Source organism: Streptomyces taklimakanensis (assembly GCF_009709575.1).
Taxonomy (GTDB): Bacteria; Actinomycetota; Actinomycetes; order Streptomycetales; family Streptomycetaceae; genus Streptomyces; species Streptomyces taklimakanensis.
On the sequence record NZ_WIXO01000002.1, the window covers coordinates 114,780 to 132,221 of the forward strand.

At 73.0% G+C, this 17,442-nt stretch carries 14 protein-coding genes; all 14 read left to right on the forward strand.

Features of this window, described 5'->3' with window-relative positions:
• Positions 1–33 precede the first annotated feature (33 nt).
• The 14 genes from F0L17_RS26395 (at position 34) to F0L17_RS26460 (ending at position 17,423) form a co-directional block, all read left to right on the forward strand.
• Positions 34–735: a thioesterase II family protein gene (locus F0L17_RS26395; protein ID WP_155074268.1), complete on the forward strand. Its 702-nt coding sequence runs from the start codon at positions 34–36 to the stop codon at positions 733–735.
• Between the two features lie 46 nt (positions 736–781).
• Positions 782–1,606: an SDR family oxidoreductase gene (locus tag F0L17_RS26400; protein ID WP_162466917.1), complete on the forward strand. Its 825-nt coding sequence runs from the start codon at positions 782–784 to the stop codon at positions 1,604–1,606.
• A gap of 30 nt (positions 1,607–1,636) precedes the next feature.
• Positions 1,637–4,729 carry an amino acid adenylation domain-containing protein gene (locus F0L17_RS26885; protein ID WP_162466918.1) on the forward strand — a complete coding sequence of 1,031 codons (3,093 nt, stop codon included), beginning with the start codon at positions 1,637–1,639 and terminating at the stop codon, positions 4,727–4,729.
• 54 nt (positions 4,730–4,783) lie between these two features.
• Entirely contained in the window at positions 4,784–6,556 is a 1,773-nt protein-coding gene (locus F0L17_RS26410; RefSeq protein ID WP_155074270.1) for a non-ribosomal peptide synthetase, read from the forward strand.
• Entirely contained in the window at positions 6,553–7,758 is a 1,206-nt protein-coding gene (locus F0L17_RS26415) for an FAD-dependent oxidoreductase (RefSeq protein ID WP_162466919.1), read from the forward strand. The genes F0L17_RS26410 and F0L17_RS26415 overlap by 4 nt, the downstream gene beginning before the upstream one ends.
• Before the next feature lie 283 nt (positions 7,759–8,041).
• Positions 8,042–8,866 carry an alpha/beta fold hydrolase gene (locus F0L17_RS26420; RefSeq protein WP_162466920.1) on the forward strand — a complete coding sequence of 275 codons (825 nt, stop codon included), beginning with the start codon at positions 8,042–8,044 and terminating at the stop codon, positions 8,864–8,866.
• A 16-nt stretch (positions 8,867–8,882) separates the two neighbouring features.
• Positions 8,883–9,884, forward strand: coding sequence for a hypothetical protein (locus F0L17_RS26425; RefSeq protein WP_155074273.1), 1,002 nt, complete (start codon positions 8,883–8,885; stop codon positions 9,882–9,884).
• Between the two features lie 28 nt (positions 9,885–9,912).
• Positions 9,913–10,632, forward strand: a complete 720-nt coding sequence (locus F0L17_RS26430) for a 2-hydroxychromene-2-carboxylate isomerase (RefSeq protein WP_155074274.1) — start codon at positions 9,913–9,915, stop codon at positions 10,630–10,632.
• Positions 10,633–10,720: 88 nt separating this feature from the next.
• Entirely contained in the window at positions 10,721–12,439 is a 1,719-nt protein-coding gene (locus F0L17_RS26435) for a phytoene desaturase family protein (RefSeq protein WP_338018298.1), read from the forward strand.
• Between the two features lie 84 nt (positions 12,440–12,523).
• Positions 12,524–12,781: an acyl carrier protein gene (locus tag F0L17_RS26440; RefSeq protein ID WP_155074276.1), complete on the forward strand. Its 258-nt coding sequence runs from the start codon at positions 12,524–12,526 to the stop codon at positions 12,779–12,781.
• A gap of 140 nt (positions 12,782–12,921) precedes the next feature.
• On the forward strand, positions 12,922–14,178 hold the full coding sequence (locus F0L17_RS26445; protein ID WP_155074277.1) for a beta-ketoacyl-[acyl-carrier-protein] synthase family protein: 1,257 nt from the start codon (positions 12,922–12,924) through the stop codon (positions 14,176–14,178).
• Positions 14,175–15,314, forward strand: coding sequence for a beta-ketoacyl synthase N-terminal-like domain-containing protein (locus F0L17_RS26450; protein WP_162466921.1), 1,140 nt, complete (start codon positions 14,175–14,177; stop codon positions 15,312–15,314). Before F0L17_RS26445 ends, F0L17_RS26450 begins: the two co-directional genes overlap by 4 nt.
• On the forward strand, positions 15,314–16,261 hold the full coding sequence (locus F0L17_RS26455; RefSeq protein WP_338018299.1) for a beta-ketoacyl synthase N-terminal-like domain-containing protein: 948 nt from the start codon (positions 15,314–15,316) through the stop codon (positions 16,259–16,261). Before F0L17_RS26450 ends, F0L17_RS26455 begins: the two co-directional genes overlap by 1 nt.
• Positions 16,262–16,307: 46 nt before the next feature.
• Positions 16,308–17,423, forward strand: a complete 1,116-nt coding sequence (locus F0L17_RS26460) for a beta-ketoacyl synthase N-terminal-like domain-containing protein (protein WP_155074279.1) — start codon at positions 16,308–16,310, stop codon at positions 17,421–17,423.
• Positions 17,424–17,442: the final 19 nt, after the last annotated feature.

A 17,442-nucleotide genomic window follows, 5' to 3' on the forward strand; every position in this document is an offset into this window, starting at 1 on the left:
CGCTCACCCGACAGCGATAGAGAGGGAATGAACATGCCAAAGGCGGTCGTACTCTGCGTGCCGTTCGCCGGCGCGGGCGCCTCGGTCTTCCGCCCCTGGGTGCCGCTGTGCCAGGACGAGTTCGAGCTGGCGGCCGTCCAGCTGCCCGGCCGGGAACAGCGTTTCGCCGAGGAGCCCTACCGGGACGTGGCCGCGGCCACCGAGGGGCTGCTGCCCGAGGTGCTGGAGCGGGTCTCCGGCGCCGGCCCCGTCGTCCTGTTCGGACACAGCCTGGGGGCGGTGCTGTCCTACGAGATCGCGCACCGACTGGCCGCGATCGACGACGTCGACCTGGCCGCGCTGGTGATCAGCGGCTCCCCCGGCCCGTGGACCCGGCGGGAGAACGGCGCGAGCGGCCTCGCCGACGACGAGTTCCTGGCGCGGGTCAAGGAGTTCGCCGGCTACCGGCACGACGCGCTCGAGGATCCGGAGATGCGGGAACTGCTGCTGCCCACGCTGCGGGCCGACGTCGAGATGCACGAGAGCTACGTCCCCCGGTCGAACGACCCGCTGCCCGTGCCGATCGTCTCGGTCCGCGGCACCACCGACGCGCTCGTGACCACCGAACAGGCCATGGAGTGGAGCAAGGCCACCAGCAAGGACTTCCGGTTCGCGGAGGTCGAGGGCGGCCACATGTACCTGGTCGACAACCCCGAGGGCCTCATCCGGGTGCTCGCGGACGTCTGCCCCGGGTGAACGGCGCGGACGGGTCCGTCGATCGTCCTCAACACAAGGAGTCTTGGTGCGTCTGCAAGGAAAGACCGTCATCGTGACGGGAGCCGCGCGTGGTGTCGGCCGCGCCTGCGCGCTGGCGTTCAGTCGGGAGGGCGCCGACCTCGCCTTGCTCGACGTGTGCGGTGACGTCCCCGGCGTTCCCTATCCGCTCGGCACCACCAGCCAGCTCGACCACACCGCGCGGCTCTGCCGCGAGCAGGGCGCCGCCGTGCTCGCGGCGGCGGCCGACATCCGCGACCTCGCCGCGCTGCGCGCGGTGGTGGACCGGGTGTGCGACCGGTTCGGCAAGGTCGACGTGCTGGTCAACAACGCGGGCATCGTGGCGCCGTCGGGCAAACCGGCCCACGAGATCACCGAGGACGAGTGGCAGGTGATGATCGACGTCAACCTGTCCGGCGCCTGGCGCATGACCTCGGTGGTCGGCCCCCTCATGGTCGCCCGACGGTCGGGCAGCGTGATCAACGTGTCGTCCACCGCCGGCCTGGTCGGCTACCGGCACTTCGCCGGATACGCGGCCTCCAAGCACGGTCTGATCGGGCTGACCAAGGCGACCGCGCTCGACTACGCGCCGCTGAAGGTCCGGGTCAACGCCCTGTGTCCCGGCTCGATCCGGGACGACAGCCAGGTCGAGGGCCGGATGCTCGCCGAGATCGCGCGGTCGCTCGACCTGCCGGTCGCCGAGCACGAGGAGACCTTCGTCCAGTCGCAGCCGATGAACTCGTTGATCGAGCCGGAGGACGTGGCCCAGGCCGCCATCTGGCTGGCCTCGGACGAGTCCAGGCAGGTGACCGGCTCCGTGCTGACCGTCGACGGCGGCTTCACCGCCCGGTGATCCACCGCAATCACGCCAAGGGGACCAGTCGTGTCGATCTCTGAACAGGACGCCTACGCAGCTCTCACGCCGGCGCGGCGCACCGTCGTCCACTCCGGTGAGCGCGTCCCGGGCAACGACCGGAAAGCGCCCGGCGCGGTCTGCCACGCGTTGAGCGTGCGCCTCGCCGACGGGCTGCCGGCGGACGGTCCGGACGCGCTGGCGCGGCGGTTCGCCGACCGGGCCGCCGCGCTGCTCACCGCCGCCGGGACGGCGGCGGTCTTCCGCGGCGCCGCACGGCTGTGGACCGAGCACGTGCCGTGCCGATCCGACGAGTCCGCCGCACAGCGGTGGCGGACGCGGGAACTCGTCCGGCCGGTGGTCGCCCACCGGGACGCCCCCGTGCGCGGAGTGCTGCTGCGCTACGCCGACGGTGTCGCCGAACTCGTCGTGGTGGCGCACCGCGCGGTGCTCGGCGCGGCGGCGCTGCGCGGGTTCGTCGCGGAACTGCTCGGCGACGCACCGCCCCGCGCGGGGCGGGAGGATTCCGCCGCCCGGACCGCGGGCGGCGGGCGGCGGTACGACACCGCCCGGCACGCCGCCGAACTCGCCGAGTGCCGGCTCGGCGCCCGGTTGGACTGGGGGCTCGGCCGGCCGCACGACCCGGACGTGCCCGAGACCGCCCTGCTGCCGCTGCCCGCCGGCCACCCGGAGGGGGACGCCGAGAGCTGGGCGGCCGCCCTCGGCGTCGTCCTCTCCCGCTACGAGGGGGCGGGCAGGCCCGTCCTCGCGGCGCTGGTCACCGACACCGACGACAGCGCCCCCGGCGTTCCCGGCGCCCCCGTCGAAGGAGTCGCCCTGGTACCGGTGGCGGTGGACGGCGCGAACACGCTGGGCACCCTCGACAAGCAGGTCCGCGCGGCGGTCGCGGCCGGGCCGGCGTGGTACACCGAGGAACTCCTGCGCGAGGTGGAGGCCGCGGGCGGCGATCCCGCCGGCGCCGCCGGGGCGGGACTGGTCTTCGCCGACCTCGACCCGGCGGCGGACCTGCCCGGCGCGGCCTCGGCGGAGTACCTGCCGTTCCAGCTCCCGCCGTTCCCGGTGACCGTCTCGGTGGTCCGCGACGCCGCGGGGAACCGGATGCTGCGCTGCGACTTCTCGCCGCGGAAGCTGTCCGCCGACATCGCCGACCAGTTCCTCCGGCACGTGTGCCGGGTGCACGGGATGCTCCTCGAAGCACCCGACACCCCCGTCCCGGACGTGCGGTTGCTGGACGAGGACGAACTGGACCACCTGGCCGCGCTCGGCCGGCCCGGCCCGGCGGAGCCCTTCGCGCCGCGGCGGATCGACGCGGCGGTCGCCGCGGTCGCCGCGAGCCGGCCGGACGCGGTCGCGGTCTGCTTCGAGGACACCCGGGTGAGCTACGGCGAACTCGACGGCCGGGCCGACCGGCTCGCCCACGCCCTGCGGGGGCTCGGCGTGGCCGACGGCGACCGGGTCGGGGTGTGCCTGGAGCGGTCCGCCGAGCTGGTCGTCACGCTGCTCGCCGTGCTCAAGGCGGGCGCGACCTACGTTCCGATGGATCCCGCCCACCCCCGGGACCGGCTGTCCTACACCACCGCCGACGCCGGACTCACCACGGTCGTCACCGACCGCGCGGAGTTCCCCGGCGGCGACTCCGTCCGGGTGGTCGGCACGGCCGAACTCGCAAGGCTGGCGCCCGCGCGGTGCGACGGTCCGCCGTCGTCGACGACCGGCCCGGACGACCCGGCCTACGTCATCTACACCTCCGGCTCCACCGGCCGTCCCAAGGGCGTGGTCGTCCCGCACGTGAACGTGCTCGCCCTGATGGCCGCCACCACCGGGGAGTTCGGCCTGGGCGAGGACGACACCTGGACGCTCTTCCACTCCAGCGCCTTCGACTTCTCGGTGTGGGAGATCTGGGGCTGTCTGCTCACCGGCGGCCGCCTGGTCGTCGTGCCCTACTGGGTGTCGCGCTCGCCGGAGGACTTCCACCGGCTGCTGCTGCGGGAACGGGTCTCGGTGCTCAGCCAGACCCCGTCGGCCTTCGCCCAGTTGGTGGAGGTCGAGCGGGACGGGGCGGACCCCGCCCCGGTGCGACTGGTGGTCTTCGGCGGCGAGGGGCTCGACCCGCGGATGCTGCTGCCCTGGTTCGACCGGCACCCGGAGACCGGGTGCCGGGTGGTCAACATGTACGGCATCACCGAGACGACGGTGCACGTGACCGCGCAGACCGTCACCAGGGCCGAGGCGCTGGCCGGGTCCAAGTCGGTCGGGCACGCCCTGCGCGGTTGGTGGGTGCGGGTCGCCGACCCCGAGGGCAGGCCGCTGCCGATGGGCGTCGCCGGTGAGATCCACGTCGGCGGGGCGGGCGTCGCGTCGCACTACCTGAACAAGCCGGAGCTGACCGGGCAGCGGTTCCTGACCGATCCGCGCACCGGCGAGCGGATGTACCGCAGCGGGGACAAGGGCAGGCTGCTGCCCGACGGACGGCTGGAGCACCTGGGCCGGCTGGACAGCCAGGTCAAGCTGCGCGGCTTCCGCATCGAACTGGACGAGATCCGCTCGGTGCTGCTGGACGACCCGCAGGTGACCGCGGCGGCCGTGCTGCTCAACCGGGCCGATCCGGACGACCCGGCGACGGCCCAGCTCGACGCGTTCGTGGTGATGGACGGGGACGACACCGCGGCCGTGCGGCAGCGCGCGGCCAGGTTCCTCCCCGAGTACATGGTGCCGTCGACGATCACCGCGCTCGACAGGATGCCGCTGACCACCAACGGCAAGCTCGACACCCGCAAGCTCCCGAAGCCCGCCCCGGCGGTCGCCGCCCCGCGCAGCACCGCCGTCCCCGACGACCGGGCCGAGGGCACCGGCGCGGACGGGACCGGGAACGGCGCCGCCGCACCGGGCGACGCCTTCGAGGCGGCGCTGCTGGAGGTCTGGCAGGAGGTGCTCGGCGTCCCGGTCGGCCCGGACGACAACTTCTTCGACCTCGGCGGCAACTCCCTGCTGGCCATGCGCGTGGGCGCCGCGCTGCGTCGGCGCGGCGACTTCACGGTGGCGATGCGCGACCTGTACCTGCGCCCGACGATCCGCCAACTGGCCGCGGGTCGCGCCGGGTGACCCAGCGGGCCCGTGCCCGCGGCGGCCCCGCTTTCGAAGGAATAGGAAGACACGATGGCTGAATCGCCCCTCCCCGACCTCTTCCGGCGACAGGTGGCACGCACCCCGCACGCCACCGCCGTCCGCTCCGGCGGACGGGAGCTGGACTACGCCGAGCTGAACCGCCGGGCGAACCTGCTGGCGCACCACCTGATCGCCCGCGGCTTCGGCCCGGAGCGGCTGATCGGGGTCCGGCTCGCGAGGTCGGCCGACCTGGTGGTGGCGCTGCTCGGCATCCTCAAGGCCGGTGCGGCGTACGTCCCGATCGACAGCGACTGCCCGGCGGAACGGGTCGCGTTCATCGTCGAGGACACCGGGCTGGAGCTGATGCTGGTCCAGGACGCCGAGTCCGGCGCCGACGGTCCGCGGACCACGACCGTCGCCGAGGCCATCGCCGCCGCCGAGGCGGCCGGCGGCCCCGACCACGACCCGACCGACGCCGACCGGGTGGCTCCGCTCACCGCGGAGAACCTGGCCTACGTCATCTACACCTCCGGCTCCACCGGCCGCCCCAAGGGCGTCGCGGTGCAGCACGACACCCTCGTCCGCTACCTGGAGTTCGCCCGCGCCGAGTACCCGAGCCTCGCGGACGGCGCGCTGCTGCACTCCCCCGTGGCGTTCGACCTGACGGTCACCGCGCTGTACGGGCCGCTGCTCCTGGGCGGTTGCGTCCGCGTCGCGTCGTTGGACCGGGAGCCGGCCGACGACGGGGCGGCGGACGACCGGCCGGGCTTCGTCAAGGCGACCCCGTCGCACCTGCCGCTGCTGACCGCGCTGCCGAGCACGCTGTCGCCGACCGGCGAGCTGGTGGTCGGCGGCGAGATGCTGATCGGCGACGTCGTCGACCGGTGGCGACGCACGCATCCCGGCGCGGCGGTGATCAACGAGTACGGTCCGACCGAGGCGACCGTCGGGTGCTGCACGTTCCGCATCGGCCCGGACGACGAGATAGAGCCCGGCGCCACCCCCATCGGGCTCCCGACGCCGGGCACCGACCTGTACGTGCTGGACGAGCGGCTCCGGCCGGTCGGGCCGGGCACCGTCGGCGAGCTGTACATCGCGGGCTGCCAGGTCGCGCGCGGCTACCTGGGCCGCCCCGGCCTCACCTCGGAACGGTTCGTGGCCGACCCCTTCGGCGGCGGACGCATGTACCGCACCGGGGACACGGTCCGGGTACGGCCCGACGGGATCCTCGAGTACCTGGGCCGCACCGACGACCAGGTGAAGATCCGCGGCTACCGGATCGAGCTCGGCGAGGTCACCTCGGTGCTCGCCGCCCGACCCGGGGTGCGACAGGCCGCCGTGATCGCCCGCCAGGACCGTTCCGGCGACCGGTACCTGGCGGGTTACGTGGTGCCCGTGGAGGGGGCCGCCCCCGATCCCGCCGCGCTGCGGGAGGCCCTCTCCCGGGTGCTGCCCGCCTACATGGTCCCCTCGGCGGTCGTCGTGCTCGACGAGCTCCCGCTGACCTCGAACGGGAAGCTCGACAAGGACGCGCTCCCCGAGCCGCCGGTCCGGGACGCCCCCACGGGTGCCGCGCCGAAGACCGCGGCCGAGGCGCTGATGTGCTCCCTGTTCGCCGAGGTCCTCGACGTGCCCGCGGTCCACCTCGACGACGACTTCTTCGCCCGGGGCGGCGACAGCCTCCGGGCCGCCCGGCTGGCCACCAAGGCCCGCAAGGCCGGTTGGACCTTCGGCCTGCGCGACGTGCTGGAGCTGCGCACCCCGCGCGCCCTGGCCGAGGTCGCCCCCGAGGACGCGCTCCTCACCGACGGAGCGGTGTCGTGAGCGTCCGCCGCGTGGTGATCGTCGGCGCCTCGGTCGGCGGCAGCCGCGTCGCGTCGGGACTGCGGCAGGCCGGTTACACCGGTTCGATCGCGCTGGTCGACCCGGACCCGGACGCGCCCTACGACCGGCCTCCGCTGTCCAAGCAGGTCCTCGCCGGCGACTGGACCCCCGACCGCGCCTCGCTGGGCGGCGCCGAACAGTGGCGTGCGGAGTGGCACACCGCGGCCGCCGCGGCGCTGGACCCGGCGCGCCGCGTGCTGCGGCTGGACACCGGTGACGAGCTGGAGTACGACCGGCTGGTCCTGGCCTGCGGCGCGGCGCCGCGCACGCTGCCCGACATGCCGCGCCGGGGCGTGCACCTGCTGCGCACGCTCGCGGACTGCCACGCGCTGCGGGCCGACCTCGACCGGATCGGCTCCGGCGGCCGTCTGGTCGTCGTCGGCGGCGGCTTCATCGGAGCCGAGGTGGCCTCCACGGCCCGCTCCCGGGGCATCGGGACGACCGTGGTGGAGGCGTTGCCCGCACCGCTGTCCGGGCTGCTCGGCGAGGAGGTGGCGAGGGAACTCGCCCTGCTGCACGAGGACAACGGGGTGCGGCTGCTGTGCGGCGTCTCCGTCGCCGGGCTCGTCGGGGATCCGGTGGTCACCGGGGTGACGCTCACCGACGGACGCACGCTGCCCGCGGACGCCGTCGTGGTGGGCATCGGGGTCCGGCCGAACACGGACTGGCTCGCCGGTTCCGGTGTCGCGCTGGACGACGACGGCGGTGTCCTGTGCGACGAGCACTGCGCGGTCGACGCCGACCGCACGGTGTACGCGATCGGCGACGTGGCCCGTTGCCACGACCCGCTGCTCCGACGTCACCTGCGGGTCGAGCACTGGACCAACGCCGTGGAGCAGGCCGACGTCGTCGTGCGCGGCATCGTCGGGCCGGCGCCGGTGGCGTACCGGCACGAGTTCTTCGTCTGGTCCGACCAGTACGGCGGCAAGATCACCCTGCTGGGCCGTCCCGACCCGGGCGACGACGTCACCGTGGTGCGCGGCGCGGGCCCGCTGCGCCGGTTCGCCGTGGCCTACCGGCGCGGCGCGCGCCTGGGCGCCGCGCTGACCGTGAACTGGCCCAAGGCCCTGGTGGCGGCCCGGCGGTCGCTGGCCGCGCCGTCCGGCGCGGACGACGTCGTCGCCGCTTGGAAAAATCTGTAGTCGCAGCTTGCTGAAAGACCTCTTTCGGCACGCGGCATTTCCGGGATGATCGAGTGCGCAACGCATCATTTCGTCGTCCAGGTGCCACGCGGAGCCGGTTTCGCAGCCAATGCGGCAATGCCGATCCGCGCGCGCCACACGGCGGTTTGCATGTCACTGCAAAATCGTTGATCAGGCGTTTGCCGGTGCTGAGGATGTTGCTAGCGTCGGCGGCGGTTTGCCGGACGGAATTCTGACCGGCGTCACTCTCTGCTGTCCGAATTCCTTCGGAAAGGGATATCCGGTGCTCCAGAAAGGCGATGTCGAGCCGCTCGTGCTCCGACAGCGAGGCGCTCCCGCCGAAGCGGGCCACCGCGCCCTGCTGCTGCACGGCCTCGGCAGCAGCGAGAGCTGCTGGGACGCATTCGCCGCGCACCGTCCTTCCGGCCTCGACCTGTGGACCGCCGGCCTGCCCTGGCGGGCGGGCGGTCCCTTCGCCATACCCGAACGGGACGAGAGCGCCTGGATCACCGAGGCGATCGCGCGGGTCCCCGGCGGTGTGGACGTGGTGGTCGCGCACTCCTACGCGACGGTCCTGCTGCTGGCCCTGCTCGCCGACGCCGCGGCCGGCGGCGCGGACCCGCGCGAGGAACTCGGCATCCGGGGCGTCGTGCTGGTCTCGCCGTTCTTCCGGCAGCGGCCGGAGGACTTCTCCTGGGCCGAACTGCCCGGATTCCTCGACCGGCTGCGTCTGGGCGCGGCGGACGGCATCCGGCTGATGGCCCGCAAGTCCCTGGACCCGGACCTGCGGGCCGAGATGGCCGAGCACGCGTGCGCGCAGCTCGGCCCCCACTGGGTGGTCCGCTACCTGAACGCCTACCTGCGTACCCCCTTCCTGCCCGTCGAACTGGTCGGCCTGCCCGTTCACGTCATCGTCGGCGACCGCGACCCGATCGCGCCGCCCGCCGAGGGCGAGAGCCTCGCAGCCCGGCTCGGCAACGCCTCGATCGACCGGATCGACGACTGCGGGCACACACCGATGGCCGAACGTCCGGAGCGGTTCTCGCTCACCGTCCGGCAATTCCTCACCACCCTGTCGGCCGGGCACCCCCCGGCGGCGGTCAACTGAGTACGGGAGCACACCGATGGCCACCCTGACCGATGTCGAGATCAAGAAGCTGCTGAACGAACCGAGTTCGGTGACCATGCGCCCGTCCTACGAGGGCGGCAACATCAACACCGCGATCGGTTTCAAGTGTGACAACTACCTGCTCGAAGCCGCGGTGCTCGACCACTTCCGGGCCGTCGGTCTCGGCGCCACCGAGCTGTACCTGGTGCACGGCGTCAACTTCGACGTGGTCGGCGTCGACACCCGGCTGCACACCGTCCTCACCCTCGACGACGACGTGCTGCTGGAGGTGGTCCCGAAGATCCGGGAGACCGACACCGAGATGGTCTTCGCGGTGAGCGCGACCGTGCAGCGCGACGGCGCGCCGAAGAAGGCCGTCACCTCCAAGCTGCGGGTGCTGCTGCGCCGCGACACCACCATCGACGACCCGGCCCCGCTCCCCGCGGAGCTGCAGCGCTTCGTGGTCGACCGGCTCGCCACCGCGGAGCCCACCGAGCTGGCCGCCACCCCGGTCGACGACTTCGCCGGCGCGTTCCACCGCGGCGAGAACACCGACACCGACCCGGTGCTCGCCGAGATCATCGGCGACGACAACGCCGTCGGTTGGAAGTGGAAGGTTCCCTACTACTACTGCCACTTCACCGAGCGCATGCAGATGTCGGGCTACCTGCGCCAGATGGAGGAGGCCAAGCACCTCTTCGTCGCCTCCCGCGGCATCAGCATCAAGCGGATGCTCGACGAGCGCGGCTGGATCCCCGTCGTGACGCAGTGCAAGCTGCGGTTCACCGACGAGACGATCATGGAGGAGAACCTCTACACGGTCTACACCGTGGAGTCCATCTTCAAGGACATGCTCTACACCTCCCGCCTGGACTTCTACGTCGTGCGGGACGGCAAGCTCGTCAAGACCGCCACCGGCTCGATCACCCACGGTTACTGCCACAAGGAGACCCCGGAGTCGGAGTGGCAGATGGCCGTCTTCGACGACGAGGTCCTGCGCGCGCTGCGCGGCGAGTGACCCACGACGACACGCCCGGAGGACCCCCATGGCTTCCCGCCGTCGGCCGCGCTGGTACTTCTCCCTGCGCAGCCCGTATTCCTGGTTCGCCTACCGCGACCTGATGAGCACCCACCCCGAGGTGCTCGACTCCATCGACTGGCTGCCGTTCTGGGAGCCGGACGAGGAGACCGCACGGCTGCTGGCCGACGAGGGCGTGACCCTCCCGATCGTCGCCATGAGCCGGGCGAAGAACTTCTACATCCTGCAGGACACCCGCAGGCTCGCGAACGAGCGCGGACTGACGGACATCACCTGGCCCATCGACCGCGACCCGTGCTGGGAGGTGGCCCACCTGGCGTGGATCGCCGCCGAGGACGAGGGCCGCGGCAAGGACTTCGTCGCCGCCGCGTACCGCGCCCGCTGGCAGGAGGGCAGGAACATCTCCGAGCCCGAGGTGATCGCCGCCATCGCGGAGGAGCTCGGCCTCGACGCCGAGCGGCTGTCCACGGCGGCCCGGGACCCCCAGCTGCGCAAGCGGGGCGCCGCCCTGCTCGCCGAGTCCGCCCACGACGGCCTGTTCGGCGTGCCGTTCTTCATCAACGGCAGGGACAAGTACTGGGGGGTGGACCGGGTCGCCCCCTTCGTCCGGGCCGTCCTCGGCACCGAGCGGTCCGACGCGCCGGCCGTCGACGCACCGGACCCGGCCACCCACGCCGACCTGCTGCCGGCCGGTGGCGACCAGGGCCACGCCGGCGGCTGCGGCTGAGGTCGGGGCGGTGGCCGCGGCACGGACCGCGGCCACCGCTCCGGCAGCCATGGCAAGCATCACTGCGGCAAGCGACGAGGAGACGACTGTGGACAGCAACGCGCACGGCACCGCGCCGGGCCCCGACTGGGATGCCATCGTGGTCGGCGCCGGCCTCGGGGGCCTGACCGCCGGCGCCTACCTGGCCGCCGCGGGCAAGCGCGTCCTGGTGCTGGAGCAGTTCTCGATCGTGGGCGGCAACAGCCACGTGTTCCGGCGGCGCCGCAGCTACGAGTTCGACGTCGGCGTCCACTACCTGGGCGACTGCGCGCCCGGCGGTGTCATCCCGTCCATCCTGTCCGGGGTCGGGCTCCGCGACCGGGTCGAGTTCCTGGAGATGGACCAGGACGGGTTCGACCTGATCAGGGTGCCGGGGGTGTCGGTCGACATGCCCGCCGGATGGCAGGAGTACCGGCGCCGCCTCACGGAGGCCATGCCGGGCGAGGCGGACGGGCTGAACACCTTCGTCGACGTCTGCTCGTCCCTCGGCGAGGAACAGCGCGCGGCGCTGTTCGAGGCCCACACGTGGTCCGCGCCGGACATCGCGGCGAACACCGCCACCATCCGCCGGTGGGGCAGGCGGACGCTGGACGACCTGTTCGACCACTGCGGCCTGTCGCCGCGGGCCCGCACCGTCCTGGCGGCGCAGGCCCCGAACTACGGACTGACCCCGCATCAGGCCACGGTGGCGCGGCACACCAGCGTCACCGACCACTACCTGCGCGGGGCCTACTACCCGGCCGGCGGTGGGCAGGTGCTCGCGGCGGGCCTGGTCGAGGTGATCGAGGCGCACGGCGGGCAGGTCCGCACCCGCAGCAGGGTGCGCCGCGTCCTGGTGGAGGACCGCAAGGTCGTCGGCGTCGGCCTGGACGGCGGCGAGGTGATCACGGCGGACCTGGTGGTGTCCAACGCGGACTACCCGCGCACGGTGCTCGAACTGGTCGGCGCGGAGCACTTCCCGAAGTCGGTGGTGAACCGCACCGTGAACGCGCGGATGGGCATGCCGTGGCTGGTGCTCTACCTCGGTCTCGACATCGACCTGCGGGACAGGCCCAACGCCAACCTGTGGTGGTACGACACCGACGACATCGACGGCTACTTCGACCGGGCGAGCGCGGGGGAGACCGGCGAGGTGCCGTTCCTCTTCTGCTCCTTCGCCTCGCTCAAGGACCCGGAGAACCGCGCGCTGTGCCCGCCGGGCCACGCCAACCTCCAGGTGATGACGCTGTGCCCGCCGAACTACACCTGGTGGGGCGTCGACGAGGGGCCGGCCGGCGGCGTCGCCTACCGCCGCAACCCCATCTACCTGCGACGCAAGAAGAACCTGATCGAGGCCACACTGCGCGCGGCCGAGAAGGCCCTGGGACCGCTGCGCGAGCACATCACGCACCTGGAGGCGGCGACCCCGCTGACCCACGAGCGGTACACGCTCTCCTCCGGCGGCACCCCCTTCGGCATGGCCGAATGGGGCGGAACCGCCCGCCCCGGCACGGCGACCAGCATCACCGGGTTGCACGTCGTCGGTGCCAGCACACAGGCGGGCAACGGCATCGCGGGCGTCATGCTCGGCGGGATCTCGTGCGCCGCCGACATCCTCGGGGAGCCCCTGCTCGCCACCGCCCGCCAGGGGGCCGTGTACGGCGACCCGGACCTGCTGCCCGACCGACCGGAGGGTTGGGACCCGAGGGAGGTCTGCCGGGGCAGCATCCGGCGATCGCCCGGACCGCTCCGGCCCCGACGCGGAGACTTCGCCGGCATGTCCGGGTGAGGACGTGCGACCGGCTCGGCCACGGCCGCGCGGGCCGCACGTGAAGGACCGAACGAACCATCGAACGAACAGAGAGAGATTGAGATGACCACGAGCATCGACGCCGACCGCCAGGCACGCATCAAGGAGATCGTCTGCGACGTCCTGGAGCTGGAAGAGGACGAGGTGACCGGCAGCAGCCTCTTCAAGGAGGACCACGGCGCGGACTCGCTGCGGGCCATCGAGATCCTCGCCGGCCTGGAGAAGGAGTTCAAGGTGACGATCGACCAGTCCGAGCTGGAGCGGATGGTCAACCTCGACGGCGTCTACGCCGTGGTCGAGGAGGCCATCAACGCCAAGTAGGCGCGGCTGGAACCGAGTGACCGGAGGTCCGACGGCACGCCGTCGGTCCTCCGGGGTCCGGCGGCCCCCCTCCGGCACCGCCTGTCGGTGCTCCGTTCCCGTCCTCATCCAAGGCGACCAGGCCGTACCGAGGGAGATTGATGTCTGTGAACGTTTCTGACGCGGCGCGTGACGACGCGGCGTCCCGGGTCGTGCTGACCGGGTTCGGCGTGTTCTCCAGCATCGGTGTGGGTGCCGATGAGTTCGCCGAGGGGCTGCGGGCGGGCCGCAGCGGTGCCAAACCGATCACGCTGTTCGACACCGAGGGATTCGCGCACGCCAACGGCTGCGAGATCGCCGGGGCCGAGCCGGAGCGCTGGATCCACAACCTGCCCGTCGAGACCCTGGGCCGCGCGACGCAGTTCTCCGTCGCGGCGGCCCGGATGGCCGTCGAGGCCGCCGGCGCCGACCTGGACGTCCTGCGCGCCCAGCGCGGCATGATCTCCATCGGCACCACCGACGGGGAGTCCTACGACCTCGACCACCTGGTGGAGACCGAGGTCGCCTCCGGCCCCGCCGCCATGGACCCGACCGTGGCCCGGCGCGTCTCCCCCAACCGGCTGTCCATCGCCGCCGCGCAGGAGTTGGGCCTGTCCAACGTCGAGGCGGTGACCATCGCCACCGCCTGCTCGGCCGGCAACTACGCGATCGGCCAGGGCTTCGACGCGATCCGCTCCGGCGAGGTCGACTACGCGCTCTGCGGCGGCGCGGACGCGATGTGCCGCAAGACCTTCACCGGCTTCTACCGGCTCGGCACGATCGCCCCGGACGTGTGCCGTCCCTTCGACGTCGACCGCAAGGGCATCCTCACCGGCGAGGGCGCCGGCGTGCTGATGCTGGAGAGCCTCGCCTCCGCGCAGGCGCGCGGTGCCCGCGTCTACGCCGAGGTGCTCGGCTACGGCATGAACTGCGACGCCTACCACCAGGTCGCCCCGAACCAGGACAGCGTCGCCCGGTGCATGGAGATCGCCCTGGAGAACGCCGGCGTCAAGGCGGAGGAGGTCGACCTGATCTCCGCGCACGGCACCGGCACCAAGGCCAACGACGTGACCGAGTCGCGGGCGATCCACGACGTGTTCGGCGACGCCCCGCCGCGCACCGTCTCGCTCAAGTCGATGCTCGGCCACACCATGGGGGCCGCGAGCGCGCTGGCCGCCATAGCCTGCGCCCTGTCGATCCACCACGGCTTCATACCGCCGACCATCAACCACCGCGAGACCGACCCCGAGTGCGAGATCGACTGCGTGCCCAACCAGTCCGTCGAGGCGGACCTGCGCGTCGTGCAGAACAACGGTCTCGCCTTCGGCGGCAACAACGCGATCGTGGTCCTCGGCAAGTACCTGGACGGTGTGCGGTGAGACTGCCCATCACCGGCATCGGTGCCGTGGCGAGCGTCGGTCGGGACGCCGACGAGGTCTTCGGCAGTCTCTGCGCGGGGCGCGGCGGTCTCGGCCCGATGCGCGGATTCGACCACGAGCTGTACAACGGCAGGCAGTTGTTCGAGATCGACGACCGGCCGGAGCCGGGCGTCGACCGCACGCTGCGGGCCACCGGGTTCCTGTTGGACGCCGTCGGCCAGGCCGCCGCGGACGCCGGACTCGGCGACGACCTGTCCGGCGTCCCGGTGCTCGTGGGCACCGGGTTGCGCGAGCTCCGGTCGGCCGAGCTCTGGTGGCGCGACGGCACGCCGTTCGGCGTCGACCGACTGCACTTCGGCACCGCGCTGCGGGAGCGGTTCGGCACCTCCGACACCCTCACCATCTCCAACGCGTGCTCCGCGTCGCTGTACACGCTCGCGCTCGGCGCGGACATGCTGGCGCTGGGCGAGGCGGACACCGTCGTCGTCGCGGGCGTCGACGCGATCACCGAGAGCATGCACGGCCTGGCCGACCGGGTCCAGCCGGACCCGCCGACCGCGCTGCGCACCCTGGACGTCAACCGCAAGGGCACCATCCTCGGCGACGGGGCCGCCGCCGTGGTCCTGCGCCGCGAGGACCTCCGGTGGCCGGGCGGCCGGCTGTGGGGCAGGCTGCGCGGGGTCGGGATGACCTGCGACGCGAAGCACCCCACCGCGCCGGACCGGGAGCAGGTCGCCGAGGCGATGCGGCAGGCCCACCGGCACGCGGGCACCCGACCGGGCGACATCGACATGGTGATGCTGCACGGCACCGGGACACCGCTCAACGACCTGGTCGAGATCACGGCCTACGGCGAGGTCTTCGGCGACGCCGCGGGCGGTCCGGTGGTGACCGGCATCAAGCCGATGACCGGCCACACCAGCGGCTCGGCCGGTCTGCTGAGCCTCGTGGTCACCCTGCAGACGATGGCCACCGGCAAGGTGCCGCCGCTCGTCAACCTGGACGACCCGATCGAGGAGGCCGCCGGCATCCGCCTGGTCCGCGGCCGGGAGGCCAAGCACGAGGTTTCGCTGGCGCAGGTGCACGGGTTCGGGTTCGGCGGGATCAACGCCGTGGCGATTGTCGAGGGAGCATGATGATTACCGTGACCGGCGTCGGCGTCGCCATGCCGGGAGCCGACTCCGCGGCCGCCCTGGCGACGGCCCGGAATCCGGAGGGCACCGTCGAGCCGGCGGCCGTCCTGGGCAAGAAGGGCCTGCGCTACAAGGACCGCGCCACCCAGCTCGGGCTGTGCGCCGCACAGCGCGTGCTGACCGACGCCGGACTGCTGACCGACGGCGGACCGACCGTCGCCGGCTCCCGGACGGCGGTGCTGGTCAGCTCCAACCTCGGCAACGTGGACACCGTCTGCCGGGTGACCAGGACGATCGCCGAAGAGGGCACCCACGGCGTGAGCCCGATGGACACCCCCAACGCCTCCAGCAACATCATCACCTCCGAGATCGCCATCAGGTTCGGGCTGAAGGGCCCGAACCTGACGCTGTGCAACGGGCCCGCCTCCGGGCTCGACGCGGTGCGCTGGGGCGCCGCCCTGCTGCGTTCGGACCGTGCCGACCACGTGGTCGTGGTCGGCGTGGAGCCGGACAACGAGATCGTGCGCAGCCTCGTCGGCGGCCCGGTCGTCGACGGCGGCGCGGCGTTGGTGCTGGAACGCGCCGAGGTCGCCGAGGCCCGCGGCGCCACCGTCCGGGCCGTGGTCGGCGCGCACACCCGGGGACCGGACGTGGCGGGCAACATCGCGGAGCTCGCCGAGGCCGAGCCCGAACCGCCGGCCGCCTGGTTCGCGCCCGCCGCCGCTGCCCCGGCCCTGCCGGCCGGACAGCCCGGTCACGACCTCACCGCGACGTGGGGCGAGCTGTCCGGGGCGCTCGGCGTCGTGCAGTGCGCGGCGGCGATCGGCGCCCTCGACGCGGGGGCCGACGGCCCGGTGTGGCTGGTGGCGGGCACCGACGGCGACGACGGCGTCGCCACGCTGGTGCTGCGCCGGCCCGCGCCGGCGGCCGCCGAACCGGCCCTGCGCTGAGAGCACCACCGGACTCCGAGGACATCGAGCAGAACGGAATGTGACCATGACCCTTTCGGCGAGCGCGCCGGCGACCGCGACCCGGCCGGTGATCACCGCGTGGTCCGCGGTGTCGCCGTTCGGTATCGGCAAGGACGAGTTCGTGGCCGGCGTGCTGGCCGGGAAGGACGCCTCGTCCGCACTGGACTCCGAGGAGTGGGCGGGGCCGGACGACCACGCCTGTGTGGTGCCCGGCTTCGCGCTCCGCGAGGTCCTCGGCAAGAAGGGCACCCGGTCGATGGACCGGGTGACCGGGTTGGCCGTCACCGCGGTCCGCGACCTGCTGCGCGATTCCGGGGACCGGCGCACGGCCTCCGACGAGGAGACCGCCCTGGTCCTGGGCACGACCACCGGCAGCGCGCAGAGCATGATGGACTTCACCCGCGCTTCGCTGGTGGGTGAGCGTCCGTTCTACGTGGACCCGTCGCTGATGCCGAACGCGGTGATGAACTGCGCCGCCGGCCAGTGCGCCATCTGGCACAGCCTCAAGGGGCCGAACACCACGATCGCCGGCGGCCGCGTCGCCGGACTGTCCGCGCTGAGCTACGCCGGCGGACTGCTGAGTTCCGGCCGCGCCAGGACCGTGCTGTACGGCGCCGCCGAGGAGTTCTCGAACGCGCGGGCGTGGCTGGACCACCACCGGCGCGGCGAGGACTCCACCGGCGCCCTCCTCGGTGAGGGGTGCGCCATGTTCATGCTGGAGTCCGCCGACCCGACGGGACCGGACGGCCGCGCCCTGGCCGAGGTGCTCGCCGTGGAGTCGCGGGTGTACTTCGGCGACGACCTGCGCGAGGCGCTCGCCGCGTGCGTCGAGGGAGTGCTGCGGCGCGGCGGAGTGGACTCCGGGGACGTGTGGGCGGTCTCGGCCTCCGGCCCCGCGGGTTCCGCCGGCGAGCAGGAGCGCGAGGTGCTGACCGGGCGCTTCGGCGCCCAGGTGCTGGAGCGGGCGCCGTCCATGGCTTCCATCGGGGACACCGCGGCCGCCTCCGCGGCCTTCCAGATCGGGTCCCTGCTGAGCGTCGCCGAACGGTCGGCGGCTCCCGAGGGCGGCGTCGCCCTCGTCTCCTCGGTGGACGACAACGGCGTCGTCGCCTGCGCCGCGCTGCGCCTGCCGGTGGGCTGACGGCCGCTCACCGGTTCTA

What these genes read in the sequence shown, in the direction of transcription:
- F0L17_RS26395 (WP_155074268.1), top strand. Translation starts at nt 34, where the DNA reads ATGCCAAAGGCGGTCGTACTCTGCGTGCCGTTCGCCGGCGCGGGCGCC.
- F0L17_RS26410 (WP_155074270.1), top strand. Translation starts at nt 4,784, where the DNA reads ATGGCTGAATCGCCCCTCCCCGACCTCTTCCGGCGACAGGTGGCACGC.
- F0L17_RS26425 (WP_155074273.1), top strand. Translation starts at nt 8,883, where the DNA reads ATGGCCACCCTGACCGATGTCGAGATCAAGAAGCTGCTGAACGAACCG.
- F0L17_RS26430 (WP_155074274.1), top strand. Translation starts at nt 9,913, where the DNA reads ATGGCTTCCCGCCGTCGGCCGCGCTGGTACTTCTCCCTGCGCAGCCCG.
- F0L17_RS26440 (WP_155074276.1), top strand. Translation starts at nt 12,524, where the DNA reads ATGACCACGAGCATCGACGCCGACCGCCAGGCACGCATCAAGGAGATC.
- F0L17_RS26445 (WP_155074277.1), top strand. Translation starts at nt 12,922, where the DNA reads ATGTCTGTGAACGTTTCTGACGCGGCGCGTGACGACGCGGCGTCCCGG.
- F0L17_RS26455 (WP_338018299.1), top strand. Translation starts at nt 15,314, where the DNA reads ATGATTACCGTGACCGGCGTCGGCGTCGCCATGCCGGGAGCCGACTCC.
- F0L17_RS26460 (WP_155074279.1), top strand. Translation starts at nt 16,308, where the DNA reads ATGACCCTTTCGGCGAGCGCGCCGGCGACCGCGACCCGGCCGGTGATC.